Here is a 14,253-nt window from a genome sequence, read left to right as displayed (position 1 = left end):
CAGCGAATGGCTGAACATCGTCGTTCGAGCGGCCTGGGCCTATCGGGAGATCATGCCGGTCGTTCCGATCCTCGACGCGGGTCTCACGCCGCTGTTGCAGTGGGTGATCGTTCCCACCTTCGCCTACCTTGCGGCCCTGCGGCTCCCGCGAGGCGCTCTCGGACTGCGGCCGGGCGCATGATGGTCGACCTTTCCCTCCTTGGGGTTTCGGCAGCACTGCTGGCGGGCGCGATCTCCTTCTTGTCGCCTTGCGTCCTGCCGCTCGTTCCCGGCTACGTCTCCTACGTCGCCGGGCGAACGGTCTCCGGCAAGAAGGCGCCGTCGAGGAGGCAGGCGGTGTGGCTCAGCCTCTGCTTTGTCCTCGGCTTCTCCACGATCTTCATTGCACTCGGCGCCTCCGCCACGGCGCTCGGTCAGGCGCTGCTGCGCTGGCGCTACGAGCTCAACATCATCGGTGGTGGGATTGTGATCCTGTTTGGATTGTTCATGATCGGAGCTGCGCGCTTCTCGGCCATGGAACGGGATATGCGCTTCCATCTCGACCTCCCGGGCGGGAAACCGGTCTCCTCTTACGTCCTCGGGCTTGCCTTCGGGTTCGGCTGGACGCCGTGCATTGGTCCGATCCTAGGCGCCATTCTCACGGCCAGCGCAGCCAGTTCAACCGTCGCCGACGGGATCACTCTGCTCTCGTTCTATTCGGCGGGTCTCGGCATCCCATTTCTCATTGTTGCGGGCTTCACCGACGCCATTGCCGGCAAGCTGCGGGGCATTGGTCGTTGGGGTCGCCGCCTGAATCAGGCTGCGGGAGGCGTCATGATCCTGATGGGGCTGGCCATGGTGACTGGTCGGCTAAGTGCACTGGCCTACTGGCTCCTGGACGCCTTCCCGGTCCTTGCGCGGATCGGCTGAACGAGCGGGCAGCATATGTACTTGCGGGCTAGTAGTTCTGGCAATTCTCAACCCCAGTCGCCACGCCGGTCAGTACTTCGTCCAGGAGCTCAAGCAGCTGGGAAATCCGCGGGTCAGTCAAGCGGTAATGGACGTGACGTCCCCGTTGCTCTCCCACCGCCAGACCGCATTCGCTCAGGCAGCGTAGGTGGTTCGACGCGTTGGGTTGCGAGAGACCTGTCGCTCTGACGATCTCCCCCACCGACAGAGGACCGTCCCTCAGCGCCTGAAGAATTGCCAGTCGGGAGGAATCGGCGAAGCCCCTAAGAAGCTTGGCCCGCTTCAGGCAGACCTCGGAGTCTTCCCTATCCCCGGATTGGATTTCTACACTAGACATATCAGCCCTCAGTGATACCTTATTCGTGCCAATGATAGGAAGAGTCTAATGAGCAGCCCAGACCTGATCCACAATGCCGAAGAGATGGCCCGGTATCGCGTCACAGGGATGGACTGCCCCTCCTGCGCCGCAAAGATCGAGAAAGCGGTTCGATCGGTCGGCGTGGAGGCAGTGAAGGTCTCGACCGCAACGCAGGTCATGACGCTGCATGTGTCCGATCCGGGCGTGCAGCTGCCGGAAGTGGAGCGCGCCGTTGCGGGGATCGGCTACCGGCTGGACCGTCTGGACGGCCTCAATGTCGATCACGAAGGCGACCTCGACGATCTCCCGAAGGACTTGAGCCACATCACGCCAGCCTACAGGCGAGCACTGTGGATCGTCATTCTGCTGAATGTCGGCTACGGCGTCATCGAGATGGTCGGCGGGTTCATCTCCGGCTCGCAGGCGCTGAAAGCCGATGCGCTCGATTTCCTCGGTGACGGCCTGATCACGTTCCTCGGGGTGCTCGCGATCGGATGGAGTCTGGTCTGGCGCGCCCGTTCCGCCATGATCCAAGGCCTTTTTCTTGGCGCGCTCGGTCTCGGGGTCCTCGCCAACACGGCCTACCGCGTGCTGGTGCAGCAGCAGCCCGAAGCCGGGCTGATGGGTCTCTTCGCCGTGATCGCACTCGTCGTCAACGTGGTCGCGGTTCTTCCGCTTCTGCCGCACAGGACCGGGGACGCCAATGTGCGGGCGGTCTGGCTGTTCTCACGCAACGACGCCATAGGAAATGCGGCGGTCGTCGTGGCGGCGGGTCTGGTCGCCTGGACGGGGACAGCCTGGCCCGATCTCGTTGTCGCGGCCATCATAGCCGGACTGTTCCTGCATTCGTCATCGTCGATCATCCGGGATGCGAGAGCCGACCTGCGGGAGGTTGCATGAACGTCCGCGGGGTTGGCATAGCCTGCGCTGTAGCGGCGTTCGCTCTGGACCAGGGCAGCAAGGCCTTCGCCCTTCGCTCGCCGGCCTTGGCGAACGGCCTTGAGTTGCTCCCCGTTCTGAACCTTGTCCTCGTGGAAAACCGCGGTGTCAGTTTCGGGATGCTCAGCGGGATCGTGCCCTGGTGGGCTCTGGTTCTGCTCGCTTTCGCGATAGTGGCGTGGCTTTCCGTCTGGCTGTGGCGAGCGCAAGGCCGGGTGGTCAGCGCAGCGCTTGGGCTGATCATCGGCGGCGCTCTGGGCAATGTGGCTGACCGGATGCGCTTTCAAGCGGTCACCGACTTTCTCGATTTCCATCTGGGGGCCTACCATTGGCCGGCCTTCAACCTTGCTGACGTGGCGGTGGTCTGTGGCGCCACGCTGCTCATATTGGACAGCTTTCGCGCGAAGGACGAGAGAAGACGTGCGGAGGCTTGAGAGCGAGCAAACCGCCGCAAGCAAAGGCCGGCCCTGCAACGGAGGCACCAGTGGCGAACCGTGCGGAACAGTCCCTCAGAGGCGACCACCTCCGGCCCCTCCCGACAGGTTTGGAGAATAGCCGATGCCTCGCATCCCGCGCGACCGAAATCCCGATAGCACGATCGCTCTGCTCCTGGACCCCTACGGGTTTGTCTCGAAAAGGTGCCGACGCTACCGGTCCGATCTCTTCCTCGCGCGAATCCTGCTCCGCAAGACGATCTGCATGACCGGGCCGGAGGCGGCCGAACTGTTCTATCGGCAGGACCTGTTCGTCCGGCGGGGCGCTACGCCGGGCCGGATCCAGAAGACCCTCTTCGGACGTGGCGGCGTTCAGGGGATGGACGGCGAAGCGCACCGACACCGCAAGCAGATGTTCATGTCGCTCATGGCGCCCGAGCGGATCGACCATTTGCGAGAGCTGGTCGACGGCCTGTGGCACGTCTACGCTCGGAAATGGGCAGCGATGGACCGGGTCGTCCTTTATGATGAGGTGCAAGAGCTCCTGACGAAAGCCGTTTGCGCATGGGCCGGCGTTCCACTGCCCGAACCGGAGGTGAGTCGGCGCACCGCACAGCTGACGGCGCTGTTCGACGACGCGGGGGCGATCGGACCGAGGCACTGGTGGTCGCGCCTGTCCCGCAAGGGCTCGGAGCGGTGGATTGAGGACATCATAGAGCAGATTCGTGCCGGCCGCCTGAACCCACCGGAAGACAGCGCGGCGCGTGTGATCGCCACATGGCGGGACCTGGACGGTGCGCTATTAAGTCCACGCGTCGCCGCGGTGGAACTGCTGAACATCTTGCGGCCGACCGTCGCCGTCTCCGTATTCATCACATTCGCCGCGCACGCTCTGCATCGTTTTCCGGCCTGTCGCCAGGAGCTTCGGACCGACGATGAGAGTTTGGAGTTCTTCGTGCAGGAGGTTCGGCGTTTCTATCCGTTCTTTCCCGCGGTGCTGGCGCGCGCAAGGCGTGATCTCGAATGGAACGGATATCGGTTTCCGCGGGGACGGCGCGTGATGCTGGACCTCTACGGCACCAATCGCGATCCGCGAGCCTGGGATGCGCCGGAGGAGTTCCGGCCGGAGCGCTTTCGGGATTGGGATGGCAGTCCCTTCAATTTCATTCCGCAGGGAGGCGGCGACCACGCCCTCAACCATCGCTGCCCCGGCGAGTGGATCACGATTGAGCTTATGAAAGTCTCCTGCGGGTTTCTCGCGGCAACTGTCGATTACGACGTGCCGGATCAGGATCTGCAGATCGATACAGCGAGATTGCCGGCCATACCGAAGAGCCGGTTCATGATGAGTAATGTCAGACCTCGGAGTGAGTCGTGATTGCTGTCTGGGCCGGAGTTCTTCTTGCTGCCGTATGGCTGGCGCATTGGGGGGCGGAACACCTGGCCGACCCACCAAAGAAGCTGCGGCGGCAGTGGGGCTTCTCCGTCGCCGCTGGAGGCTCGTTTATCGGACTTGCCACCGCAAGCCCGGAGATCGGCATCAACGTCACGAGCGCCATCCGCGGAGTTGCCGATATTGGACTGGGAGCCATGCTGGGCGCCAACATCATAGTTGTGCCAATTCTCGTGGTCACCGCCTATCTCGCCACCCGTAAGAAGGAACTCGGCAACGAGCACGGCGATCACGAACGAGATCTGCGCGAGCACTTCCTGCCCGTGGACCCCGGCGCGATCACGGTGCAGGCGCTGCCTTATCTCGGCATTCTGGCCTTGGTCGCACTGCTCACGCTTCCGGCGCCGTGGCGGGGCCTTCAGCCGGTTGACGGCTGGATTCTGCTTCTAGCCTATCTGGCTTACCTCGCGCAGGCGCTTTTGCGCGGTCGCGAGGAGGGGCAGGGAGTCGAATGGACCCGGCGCGAACAATGGTTCGCGGGCGGCGGCGTGGCCGCGCTTGCGGTCGGGGCTTATTTCATCGTCTTCTCGACCGAGCAGATCGTGAGCGCCCTTGGTATTCAGAAGATCGTCGGCGGCTTGTTCATCACTGCGCCCGTGGCGGCGCTGCCGGAGGTTTTCGCCACATGGAGCCTTGCCCGCAAGGGACAGATCACGGCGGCGGTGACCGACGTTATAGGCGACATGGCGGCGACAATGACCATCGCCTTCATCCCGCTCACGATCATCGCAATGCCGATCGGTAATCTGCATTTGTACTGGGTAAGCCTGGCCTTCGTGGCGATTATGCCTGCGCTCTATGCGGCGCTTCTCTGGTGGGGCGGGCGCGAAACCGGCTTCCGGCGGTGGCAGGTGCTGGTCTTCCCGGTCGTCTATGCCGTTTACGTGGTCCTGGTCGTCTTTTGGGTGCGCCCCTTCGGCTCCGGTTGACTTGCGAAGATCGGGGCAAAGTCTGCCAGAGATGGAGTGGATGCCGCTCTCCCCTGACGGCATCGCGATGTACCAAACCTCTAGTGTCAAAGCACTAGCTGTAGGCTGTAGGAAAGGGCATCGATGGAAGAAGCTACCGTTGGAAGGAATGTGTTCCGATTGCACGGAGCAGCCGCCGACGGCTCAATTCAGTAAGCGCATTCTTTGGGCGCGTGCTTCTTTCATGCAAAATCAAAGACTTGTGGTGGAGAAGGTTGGATATCAGGCCCATCCCCTCCGCCACTTGCCCTCGCGAAAGCGTTCTCCCGATCCGGCTGCAGCCGGATTTTCTCGTTGTTTTCGAGGGTTATGCAGGAGGGGCTGTTAACCGGCGCCGGCGCCACGAGGGACGAAAGCGGTCTCTCAGGGCCGATATTCTCCGGACCTGTTGCCTGTGCCCTCTTGGTGAATTTCCTGCAAGCCACTGACAAGTAATCATTTATACGTCCGTGCAGGCTGTTGCCTTTGAACCGTCCAATTGCATGCCGACCGGAACCCAGATCGAACTACCCTCAGCCAATGAACGGGTCACACTGCCCACTGCGATGAGAGCGCTTCGGCCTGCCGGAGGACAGTTTGCACAGCGGCATCCTGTAGGTCTGGCGGGAAGCCGTGCTTGCGCAATATGCGTTTCACGAGCACACGCATTCGTGCCCTGGCACTCTCGCGGTGTGACCAATCCACCGAAACGCTGCCCTTGAGGCTGACCAAGAGCTCGTGCGCGATCACCTTGAGGGAATCGTTGCCCATCAGTTCGACGGCGCTCTCATTTTCGGCTAGGGCGTCATAGAAGGCGATCTCATCTTGCGACAGACCTTCATCTTGACCCCGCCTTCGGGCGGCTCGGACTTCTTTGGCGAGGTCGATCAGTTCCTGCAACACCTCGACGGTGCTGATCGCGTTCGTGTGGTATCTGGCTATTGCCGCTTCCAAGCGCTCGGAAAAGCGTTTGGTCTCGACGACATTCGCCTTACTGCGTGATCGAATTTCGTCGTTCAGCAGCTTGCGCAGTGCCTCAAGCGCCAAGTTCTTTTTCTCAAGCTGTTGAACTTCTGCGAGAAATTCGTCTGACAGGATTGAAATGTCCGGTGTCGTGATCCCGGCAGCAGCAAGGATGTCGACGATTTCGGTTGAGACGACTGCTCGATCCAAGATCTGCTGGATTGCAAACTCGCGATCGGCAGCGCTCTTTCCTGCACTGGCGGCCGACTTCACGAGGGCTGCACGAACCGCCTGGAAGAAGCCGACTTCTTCCCTAATATTGCGCGCCTCATCGCTTGCCGAAGCCAAGGCGAATGCCTTCGAAAGCGCAAGGACAGCATCCTGATACCGGCGGTGCTCTCGTCGCTTACCGTCCTCGTTGGATTCCTTGGTTGCTGCTTCATGCTGCCAGCCAAGGACCCATTCGATCGCTTCGGCAAGCACGACAAGGCGCTCTTGCGGCGTGCCCATCAAGCCGCGCGCATAGTCAAAGCCATGATACATGGCTTTCACAACTTCGTACTTCTCAAGAAGTACCGCGACCGCTTCCGCCTCGTCGATGCCGGCCTGGCGCTGGTCGGAATCGGAATACTGGCCGAGGGCGTTCTTCAGATTCTGGGCAATCCCGATGTAATCGACAACCAGGCCAGCAGGCTTGTCGCTGAACACGCGGTTTACACGGGCGATTGCCTGCATCAGCCCGTGGCCCTTCATCGGCTTGTCGATATACATCGTATGCATCGACGGCGCATCGAAGCCGGTGAGCCACATATCCCGCACGATCACTAGTTTCAGTGTGTCCTTCGGGTCCTTCGCGCGCTTCGCCAGAAGATCGCGTCGCCCCTTTGTACCGATGTGCGGCTGCCAGCCTTGCGGATCGGCCGCCGAACCTGTCATCACGACCTTGATCTTGCCGGCTGCGTCATCGTCGCTGTGCCAACCGGGCCGGAGCTTTACGATTTGGTCATAGAGCGCCACGCAGATGCGGCGGCTCATGCAAACCACCATCGCCTTGCCATCCATGGCAGCGACGCGGTCTTCGAAGTGCCGCACAAGATCGGCGGCAACCATGGCAAGCCGCTTCTCGGAGCCAACCAGCGCCTCAACCGTCGCCCATTTGCGCTTGATGCGCTCCTGCTCCGTTGTCGCCTCGTCTTCGGTTAGTTCCTCGATTTCGGCATCGATCTTCGGCTTTTCCTCGTCTGGTATCTCGATGCGGGCCAAGCGGCTCTCGTAATAGATTGGGACTGTGGCCCCGTCCTCAACCGCCCGGCTTATGTCGTAAACATCGATGTATTCGCCGAAGACCGCTGGCGTATTCACGTCGTCCTTCTCGATCGGTGTTCCGGTGAACCCGATGAAGGACGCGTTCGGGAGAGCGTCGCGAAGATATTTCGCAAAGCCATAGGCAATTTCGCCGGTCTTCTGTTCGATCCGTGCCCGGAATCCGTATTGGCTTCTGTGCGCTTCGTCGGCAATCACTACGATATTTCGACGATCGGAAAGCATGGGATAAGTCGCCTCGCCAGTTGCTGGCGAGAACTTCTGAATGGTTGTGAAGATCACACCGCCCGAGGCGCGGCTGAGCGCCGCTTGCAGATCATCCCGGCTATCCGCCTGAATTGGCGTCTGGCGGATCAGATCTCGGCACATCGAGAATGTACCGAAAAGCTGATCATCGAGGTCGTTGCGGTCGGTGATAACCACGATTGTCGGGTTCTCAAGCTTGGGGTGCTGCACGAGCTGACCGGCATAGAACGCCATAAGGAGGCTCTTGCCGGAGCCTTGCGTGTGCCAGATCACGCCGACTTTCCGGTCTCCCTGCGGCGCCGAAGCCTCTACGGTCTGTTCGACTGCATGCATCACGGCGTGGAACTGGTGATAGCCCGCGATGATCTTCGCCAAGCCAGAACCCGTTTCCCCGAACACCGTGAAATCGTGCAGTAAGTCGAGCAGGCGGCGGCGGTCGAAAATACCTTCGATCAGGACCTGAAGTTCCGGCTGTCCTTTCGCCGCGATAACCTTTCCGTCGGTCGTGCGCCACGGCATAAAGCGCTCGGAATCCGCCGTCAGGGAGCCGATCCGCGCGGTGATCCCGTCAGAGGTGACAAGAACCGCATTGGTGCGAAACAGCGACGGAATCTGAGCCTTGTAGGTCTGCAATTGGTTGAAGGCACCGGTCAGGGTCGCGTTCTCGCCGCCTGGCGCTTTCAGTTCGATTACGCCGAGCGGCAGGCCGTTCACGAACAACACGACATCGGGCCGCCGATTGGCACCACCTTCAACAACCGTGAACTGGCCGCTGGCGAGCCAGTCATTGGCGGCAAGTTCGTCAAAGTCGATCAGGCGCACCTTGTCGCCCCGGATCGTGCCGTCCTCGGAGTAGAACTCGACGTCGACGCCCTCGACCATCAACCGGTGCAAGCGACGGTTCTCTTCGATCAGCGAGGGCGTCTCGACGCTCAGCACCTTGCGCAGCGCGTCGCCCCGCGCCTCGGTGGGAATATCGGGGTTGAGACGGTCGATCGCCGATACAAGGCGCTTCATGAGCAGGACGTCGGCATAGGCGTCCCGTTCCGGCGCCTTGCCGTCCGGGCCGATCTCGGAATCGGTGGCAATCCCGTATCCGAGGGTGCCCAATTGGTCGAGCACGATCTGTTCCAGCGCGGCTTCGGACAACCAGGCCATCACGCCACCTCCACATCTTGAGGTTCGGCGGCCTTCGCCTCGCGGCAGGCATTCAGCACGAGTTTGTAGGCCTCGCGGTCCACCCCGAAGAGTAGGCGAGAGGGTTCGATCGCCAGCGGCACCTCGTCGCCACCGGGCAAGATCACCGAAACATTCAGCAGTCCGTCCTCATTGTCTTCCGAACGGACAGCGGCGTATTCGTCGATCAGCGCATTTGACACCTCGAAACGTTCGTAGGGTTCCAATGTCCGGATCGGGTCGGGCTCGCGTTCCAGATAGGCCTCGTGCAGGAAGGTGATGATGGCGTCAGCGGCAAGCATGGAGGAGCGACGATGATGCGCGGACAGTTTGGAGATGAAGCCGTCCTTGCCGTGGCTCAGCGTGCCCGCTTGGTTGCGCAGCACCCGTAGCGTCTCTGTCAGATTGTTGTGCTGCTTGATTAAGTCCGCAAAAGCGCGATCACGGATTTCCCCGAGATCGAGCAGACGTGTGGCGACACCCACCAGATGACCAAGCTTCGGGTCCGCTTCGACCGGCTTTTTCGGGCTTACCGGATCATCGAGTTCTTCAATCAACACTCGGCAGGCGCATTCGACGAGCCCCTTGGCGGCGTCGATGCAGGCGTCGTTCTCGTCGGCGAATTCGCGTTCCAGCGTCTCGAACGTCTGCTGGAGCATTGGCGCGTGCTTCCAGTGCGTGCAGAAGGCTCGAATACCGGGATACCAATCTGCGCTCATGCTGCCCTCGGCGCGGGCCCGAGAACAAACCGGGCGCGTTCGCGCCGGAGCATTTCATAGGGGCTGACGCAAGCGAGACCCAACCCGATACAGGCGTTCGGGATCTTGATCTTGCGCGTTGAATCGGATGGCACCTCGTGGGTGACGACGACAAAATCATGTGCCAGCGCGTGGGCCACCAACCAGTAGTCTGCGACCTGAAGGAATGTTGCGATCGCCGCTGCCTCGTAGTTCTGGCCAGTGGCCCAGGCGCTGACCCGGCCAAGGGCAGGCACAACCGGATCATCCGGCGGCAAAAAGAAAGGGCGCCCGCGTGCGGTCGTCCAATCAGAGAGATCGTCGCCTCCGGCCTGCAATTCATCGCCGACCTTGTCGATGCTGGCGACGCGGCCAGTACCGTTCTGTGCGATCAGCCATTCCCAGAACGCCGGGCAGAAATCGAAGCCGTAATGCAGGTTCTTCGCCTGGATGAAGATGTTGGTGTCGAGCAGGTAGCGGGTCATCCGATGACCCCTACTTCACGCCCGATATTGTTGAACGTCTCCGTCTTCTTGACGCCCAGCATGCGGAAGGCGTCGCGGTAGAGCGTCTGTCCTTCCAGCGTGCTTTCGACGAGCGCGCGGGCAAAGCGTCGGCTGACGCGCGAAAGCGTTGTGCGGTAGAAATCTCCGCCGCCAGCGCCGGATCGGGCAAGTTCGCGCAGCCGCGCGCGTTCCTCAGCCCAGGCGCGGTCAAAGGCAGGACGGTCGAGCGCCCCCGCATCCAGCAGCCGGCGCAGAATGACAAGCGTGCTGACCTTGAACTGCCTTGCCAGCCTTGTCAGAGACTGGTCGAGCGGTTCCTGCGGCTGGATCGCCGACCGAAATGCAGCAAGGGGCACAAGAAGCTCAGCGGCAACCGCGTTGCACCAGACTTCCTCGCGGCGGTGGCCATTGAGCGGTGCGGCGCTGGCATCCGACACAGCCGAGGACCCGAGCCAAAGATGCGCCAGTTCGTGCGCCAGCGTGAACATCTGGCCGGATTTCGTGTCCGCCCCGTTGATGAACACCAGCGGTGCGCGCTTGTCGGCCAGCGCGAAGCCGCGGAACTCCTCCGGGTCAAGGGTGCGCCGGTTGTTGGAGAGAACGACGCCGCTCACCATCACCAGCACACCGGCGGCATCGGCCTGGGCGATGAAGAGCCGCAGCGCCTCCTCCCAGGTCCGACAGGCGGCCCTCGCAGCCACGTCGAAACCGAGCGTCTCGGCCATGCGACTTGCCGCGTCTTGTGGCCTGTCGGAGAGCGCAGCGCTGCCAATGAAGGCCGCCTGGGGCATGCGCACCGTCAGCGCGAAATCGCGATACCAGCCTTGCCGTTCCTGGCAGACGTAGAGCATGTCGAGCAGTTCGGGGCTGGCACGCCGCACCCCGCGCCCGTCATGGGTGCGGAAATCAGGGATCGGCAACGGCTCTTCCGGCGGTTCTGGCAGGAAGAGGTAGCCGATCGGCACATGAACGGCCTGCGCGAACGCCTCAAGCTGCTTGAGCGTGGGCTGCGCTTCGCCGGCTTCCCATTCGCCAAGCTTCGGGAACCGGCCCTGCAGGTCGCCGGGGTCATCAATGCCGGCCCGCTCCCGTGCCCAGCGCAATAGTTCGGGACGGACAGCCGCGCGTGTCATGTGGCCTCCCCGATGTGCCTTTCGGCATCCTTGACGCGCACCTCGCCCGACATGAGCTTTGGAAGCAGCAGATCGCGGGTGGCGGCAAGAGTGCGGGATTCCAAGTCGTTGGCGATCTGCCGATTGAACAGGGGCGCGATCAATTCGTCCGCAGCCGTCATAAAGGCCGGTGTGCCGATGAACGTATCAGCTTGGGTGAGGTGGCGCCGCTGAATATGGCCCATCGTCGTTGCCTTGGAAGCAGCCGTGGCGCGGAAGGATGGCATGTGTTCTGTGATCCAGTGGAAGAAGAACCACTTCGGAAATTTCTGGGAAGTCACCTTGAAAAGATGCTGGTTAAGAGCCCCTCGACCGGCAGTCCAAACCCGGTGAATCAGACTTCCGGACCAAGAGAACAGAACATCGCCATCCTCGACAATGTATCCCTGGGGGATCTCTGCCGAGGCACGGTCGGCCGACTCCACACTGGCCGCACGAAGCTGGGCAATCTTGATCACTGGCAGAGCGTCGCCTCCATTCGCCGGATACTTCTGAAGGGCGAGCCCGTTAAGAAAATCGGCGACTTGATCGAGAGGCCTCACGCTCCACCCCTCCGGCTTGCCGTCTGCGTCGAGGCGGTCGGGGAAGAGGGACCATATCTCCGGAGCGAGGTAGGGTGCGTGGCCTCCCATCTTGGCGCGGGTCGGGCCGAAGTCGACGAACCAGTCCTTGAACATCGCCCGCGCCATCGCCTCCAGCGTCTCGTTCATCCGCCGGTTCAATTCGATCTTGTCGTCGAGTGCAGACAAGATCGCGCTCAGTTCCGTGCGAATAGCGTCTGGTGGGCAAGGAATGGGGAGTTCGGCCAAGTCCTTTAGATTGAACGTGGCCTGAACGGTGGTGTTCGCCCGCATGCGGATAAAATCTTGAGTCGGCTTGCTGCGAACAACAAAGTTGATCCAACGCTTGTCTGCGTCAGGTCGTAACGGCACTACACCGACGGCTCGCGCAACGTTCCAACCGCGAAGTTCTTCCGAAGCAATAGCACTCAGCCCCATAGAGCCAACGAGTGTGATCAGTAGCTCTCCGCCTTGAAGGCGAGAGCGGCGATACTTGGCTTCAACTAACGAATCCACCTTAAGCGCACCAGTCGTGTCGACGCCGCCGCCGACGAAATTATTCACTCGTACGATTGGCACTCCATGAGAGACAGCAGGGCCTGGCTGGACAATGCCATAGCAAATCGACCTATCAGGATCGACGAAGTCTGCGAGTGGCCGTGTATTCCAATCTCCCATTAGACAACCACTTTTGCCAGTTTGTCGCGAATGGTCGCTGTTAAAAGGTCGCCCGCTTCAAACTGCTGCTCTAGCTTCGTTTGCAGCGCTGCAAAGCGCTGGGCGAAGGGCGTCTCGTCATCCTCCACATCCGCCGCTCCGACGTACCGCCCCGGAGTCAGCACGTAGCCGTGTGCCTTGATCTCACCTAGCGTGGCCGCCTTGCAGAACCCGGGCACGTCCTCATAGACACCTGCGTCACCCTCGCCACGCCAGGCGTGATAGGCGCTCGTGATCTTCTCGATGTCGGCGTCCGAGAACTCCTTGCGCGTGCGGTCCACCATGTGCCCGAGCTGGCGCGCATCGATGAATAGAACTTCGCCCCGCCGGTCGCGCAGTTTCGTGTCGCGGGCGACGCCGTTCGACTTGTCGCGAGCGAGGAACCAGAGGCAGACGGGAATCTGCGTCGAATAGAAAAGCTGCCCCGGCAGCGCGACCATGCAATCGACCACGCCGGGGGCGCCGTTTGCGCCCTCGATCAGCGCGCGCCGGATCTCGCCTTCGCCGTTCTGCGTGGACGACATCGAGCCGTTGGCCAGCACCACCCCCGCCACACCCCCAGGAGCGAGATGATGCACGATATGCTGCACCCATGCGAAGTTGGCGTTGCCAGCGGGCGGGATGCCGTATTTCCAGCGCACATCCTCGCGCAGCCGGTCGCCGCCCCAATCAGAAATGTTGAAGGGTGGGTTGGCGAGGACGAAATCGGCCTTCAGGTCGCGCAGCTCGTCCTTGTGAAAGCTCCCCTCGCTGTTCCATTTGATGTCGGAATCGATGCCGCGAACGGCAAGGTTCATCTTGCAGAGCCGCCACGTCGTGTAGTTCGACTCCTGGCCGTAGATGGCGATGTCGCCGATCCGGCCCTCGTGCTCCAAGGCGAACTTCTCGGACTGAACGAACATGCCACCCGAGCCGCAGCACGGATCATAGACGCGGCCCTTGTAGGGCTCGATCATCTCGACCATCACGCGCACCACCGAGCGTGGCGTATAGAATTCGCCGCCACGCTTGCCTTCCGAACCGGCGAACTGGCCGAGGAAGTATTCATAGACGCGGCCGAGCACATCGCGGGCTTCGCCCTTTTCCTGGCCAAGCGCGATGCCGGAAATCAGATCGATCAGTTCGCCGAGCATCACCGCGTTGAGCGCGGGTCGGGCATAGTCCTTCGGAAGAACGCCCTTCAGGCTTTCGTTGCGCTTCTCGATGGCAATCATTGCCTCGTCGATCATTTTCCCGATCGAAGGTTGTTTGGCGTTGGCCTGGAGATGCGACCAGCGCGCTTCCTTGGGCACCCAGAAGATGTTTTCAGCGGCGTATTCGTCCGGGTCTTCGGCGCCGTCGGGATATTCGGCCAGCAACTCGGCGCGCTTCGCCTCGAAGCTGTCGGAAATGTGCTTGAGGAAGATCAGGCCAAGCGCGACGTGCTTGTAGTCAGATGGTTCCATGTTGCCGCGCAGCTTGTCCGCCGCCTTGAAAAGATTGGCCTCGAAACCGAGGTTTCCGCCATTGCCATTGGCGCGGGCTGGTTTCGCGCGTAGGGCAACCGGCGCTGGTTCTGCGGCGTCAACCTCAACCGCGCCACCAAGCGAGACCGAGCCGCCGCGCCCGCGCCCGGGCGTCACGACCCCCTCGGCGACAAGTTCATCCTTCACTGCGTTGTAAGCGGCTTCGTCCCACTGCAGCGCGTCGCGCAGGCGGCCATTGCCGGCGGAGCCACCAAGCTCTTTCAACGCCGCAACAAACCTGTCTCTTTGCACCTGCTCAGCCATTCCGT

Annotated in this window: 12 protein-coding genes and 1 pseudogene; 6 read left to right on the top strand and 7 right to left on the bottom strand. The window is 61.7% G+C overall.

The features are described from left to right. Both JM664_RS00445 and JM664_RS00440 read left to right on the top strand, forming a co-directional pair. Positions 1–181 (top strand): annotated as a pseudogene (locus JM664_RS00445) (hypothetical protein); the annotation flags it as partial. Then, the gene (locus JM664_RS00440; protein WP_093359953.1) at positions 181–909 is read left to right on the top strand and encodes a cytochrome c biogenesis CcdA family protein; all 729 of its coding nucleotides are present in this window, start codon (positions 181–183) and stop codon (positions 907–909) included. The pseudogene JM664_RS00445 and the gene JM664_RS00440, both read left to right, overlap by 1 nt. 28 nt (positions 910–937) lie before the next feature. On the opposite strand, the gene JM664_RS00435 is transcribed toward JM664_RS00440, so the two are convergent. After that, positions 938–1,285, bottom strand: coding sequence for an ArsR/SmtB family transcription factor (locus JM664_RS00435; protein WP_022699194.1), 348 nt, complete (start codon positions 1,283–1,285; stop codon positions 938–940). A 48-nt stretch (positions 1,286–1,333) separates the two neighbouring features. On the opposite strand from JM664_RS00435, the gene JM664_RS00430 reads away from it, so the two are divergent. From JM664_RS00430 to JM664_RS00415, 4 genes are all read left to right on the top strand, one after another. After that, on the top strand, positions 1,334–2,206 hold the full coding sequence (locus JM664_RS00430; RefSeq protein WP_093359457.1) for a cation transporter: 873 nt from the start codon (positions 1,334–1,336) through the stop codon (positions 2,204–2,206). Then, positions 2,203–2,679 (top strand): signal peptidase II, encoded by a 477-nt coding sequence (lspA, locus tag JM664_RS00425; protein WP_093359456.1) that lies wholly within the window; start codon positions 2,203–2,205, stop codon positions 2,677–2,679. The genes JM664_RS00430 and lspA overlap by 4 nt, the downstream gene beginning before the upstream one ends. 124 nt (positions 2,680–2,803) lie before the next feature. Then, a complete protein-coding gene (locus JM664_RS00420; RefSeq protein ID WP_093359455.1) occupies positions 2,804–4,057 on the top strand; it encodes a cytochrome P450 in 1,254 nt (417 codons plus the stop codon). After that, positions 4,054–5,061, top strand: coding sequence for a sodium:calcium antiporter (locus JM664_RS00415; RefSeq protein WP_227417928.1), 1,008 nt, complete (start codon positions 4,054–4,056; stop codon positions 5,059–5,061). The genes JM664_RS00420 and JM664_RS00415 overlap by 4 nt, the downstream gene beginning before the upstream one ends. A gap of 567 nt (positions 5,062–5,628) precedes the next feature. Here the strand turns inward: JM664_RS00415 and JM664_RS00410 are convergent. The 6 genes from JM664_RS00410 to JM664_RS00385 are packed head-to-tail and all read right to left on the bottom strand — an operon-like array spanning position 5,629 to position 14,248. Then, positions 5,629–8,769: a type I restriction endonuclease subunit R gene (locus tag JM664_RS00410; RefSeq protein WP_227417927.1), complete on the bottom strand. Its 3,141-nt coding sequence runs from the start codon at positions 8,767–8,769 to the stop codon at positions 5,629–5,631. Then, positions 8,769–9,506 carry an abortive infection family protein gene (locus tag JM664_RS00405; RefSeq protein WP_227417926.1) on the bottom strand — a complete coding sequence of 246 codons (738 nt, stop codon included), beginning with the start codon at positions 9,504–9,506 and terminating at the stop codon, positions 8,769–8,771. Before JM664_RS00405 ends, JM664_RS00410 begins: the two co-directional genes overlap by 1 nt. Then, a complete protein-coding gene (locus JM664_RS00400; RefSeq protein ID WP_227417925.1) occupies positions 9,503–10,009 on the bottom strand; it encodes a DUF4411 family protein in 507 nt (168 codons plus the stop codon). Before JM664_RS00400 ends, JM664_RS00405 begins: the two co-directional genes overlap by 4 nt. Beyond that, complete coding sequence (locus tag JM664_RS00395) at positions 10,006–11,163, bottom strand: ImmA/IrrE family metallo-endopeptidase (RefSeq protein ID WP_227417924.1); 1,158 nt, start codon at positions 11,161–11,163, stop codon at positions 10,006–10,008. Before JM664_RS00395 ends, JM664_RS00400 begins: the two co-directional genes overlap by 4 nt. Beyond that, positions 11,160–12,440: a restriction endonuclease subunit S gene (locus tag JM664_RS00390; RefSeq protein ID WP_227417923.1), complete on the bottom strand. Its 1,281-nt coding sequence runs from the start codon at positions 12,438–12,440 to the stop codon at positions 11,160–11,162. Before JM664_RS00390 ends, JM664_RS00395 begins: the two co-directional genes overlap by 4 nt. After that, a complete protein-coding gene (locus JM664_RS00385; RefSeq protein WP_227417922.1) occupies positions 12,440–14,248 on the bottom strand; it encodes a class I SAM-dependent DNA methyltransferase in 1,809 nt (602 codons plus the stop codon). Before JM664_RS00385 ends, JM664_RS00390 begins: the two co-directional genes overlap by 1 nt. Between the last annotated feature and the right edge of the window lie 5 nt (positions 14,249–14,253).

Origin of the sequence: Roseitranquillus sediminis, from assembly GCF_016918935.1 — a bacterium.
In the GTDB taxonomy this organism is placed as follows: Bacteria; Pseudomonadota; Alphaproteobacteria; order Rhodobacterales; family Rhodobacteraceae; genus Roseitranquillus; species Roseitranquillus sediminis.
The sequence above is the reverse complement of the archived record's forward strand: the minus strand, read 5'-3'. Positions and strand labels throughout refer to the sequence as shown.

What these genes read in the sequence shown, in the direction of transcription:
- JM664_RS00410 (WP_227417927.1), bottom strand. Translation starts at nt 8,769, where the DNA reads ATGGCCTGGTTGTCCGAAGCCGCGCTGGAACAGATCGTGCTCGACCAA.
- JM664_RS00390 (WP_227417923.1), bottom strand. Translation starts at nt 12,440, where the DNA reads ATGGGAGATTGGAATACACGGCCACTCGCAGACTTCGTCGATCCTGAT.
- JM664_RS00420 (WP_093359455.1), top strand. Translation starts at nt 2,804, where the DNA reads ATGCCTCGCATCCCGCGCGACCGAAATCCCGATAGCACGATCGCTCTG.
- JM664_RS00400 (WP_227417925.1), bottom strand. Translation starts at nt 10,009, where the DNA reads ATGACCCGCTACCTGCTCGACACCAACATCTTCATCCAGGCGAAGAAC.
- JM664_RS00440 (WP_093359953.1), top strand. Translation starts at nt 181, where the DNA reads ATGGTCGACCTTTCCCTCCTTGGGGTTTCGGCAGCACTGCTGGCGGGC.
- JM664_RS00405 (WP_227417926.1), bottom strand. Translation starts at nt 9,506, where the DNA reads ATGAGCGCAGATTGGTATCCCGGTATTCGAGCCTTCTGCACGCACTGG.
- JM664_RS00430 (WP_093359457.1), top strand. Translation starts at nt 1,334, where the DNA reads ATGAGCAGCCCAGACCTGATCCACAATGCCGAAGAGATGGCCCGGTAT.
- lspA (WP_093359456.1), top strand. Translation starts at nt 2,203, where the DNA reads ATGAACGTCCGCGGGGTTGGCATAGCCTGCGCTGTAGCGGCGTTCGCT.
- JM664_RS00395 (WP_227417924.1), bottom strand. Translation starts at nt 11,163, where the DNA reads ATGACACGCGCGGCTGTCCGTCCCGAACTATTGCGCTGGGCACGGGAG.
- JM664_RS00435 (WP_022699194.1), bottom strand. Translation starts at nt 1,285, where the DNA reads ATGTCTAGTGTAGAAATCCAATCCGGGGATAGGGAAGACTCCGAGGTC.
- JM664_RS00385 (WP_227417922.1), bottom strand. Translation starts at nt 14,248, where the DNA reads ATGGCTGAGCAGGTGCAAAGAGACAGGTTTGTTGCGGCGTTGAAAGAG.